Annotated in this window: 1 protein-coding gene; it reads left to right on the plus strand. The window is 70.0% G+C overall.

The features are described from left to right. Positions 1-546, plus strand: a 546-nt coding sequence (locus ACWJ6R_RS37815; protein WP_449066780.1) for an MMPL family transporter, incomplete at both ends; no start/stop codon positions are given.

A 546-nucleotide genomic window follows, 5' to 3' on the forward strand; every position in this document is an offset into this window, starting at 1 on the left:
TACCTGCTGCTGGTCGTGGGCCTGTCGGTCCTGCTGCTGATGCTGGTCTTCCGCTCGGTGCTGGTGCCGGTCAAGGCGGCCGCGGGCTTCCTGCTCACCGTCGGCGCCACCTTCGGCATCACCGTCGCGATCTTCCAGCAGGGCCACCTGGCCGGCCTGGTCGGCCTGGACACGCCCGGCCCGCTGGTCAGCTTCCTGCCGATCCTGCTCATCGGCATCCTGTTCGGCCTGGCCATGGACTACCAGGTCTTCCTGGTCTCCCGGATGCGGGAGGACTTCGTGCACGGCGACACCGCCCGGCAGGCCACCGTCAACGGCATGGGCCACGGCGGGCGCGTCGTCACCGCCGCCGCGCTCATCATGATCTCGGTCTTCGGCGGCTTCGTGCTGATGGACGACCCGATCATCAAGTCGATGGGCTTCGCCCTGGCCCTCGGCGTGGCCGTCGACGCCTTCGTGGTCCGGATGACGATCGTGCCGGCCGTGATGTCCCTGCTCGGCGACGGCGCCTGGTGGCTGCCCCGCTGGCTGGACCGCGTACTGCCC

Source organism: Planomonospora algeriensis (assembly GCF_977012225.1).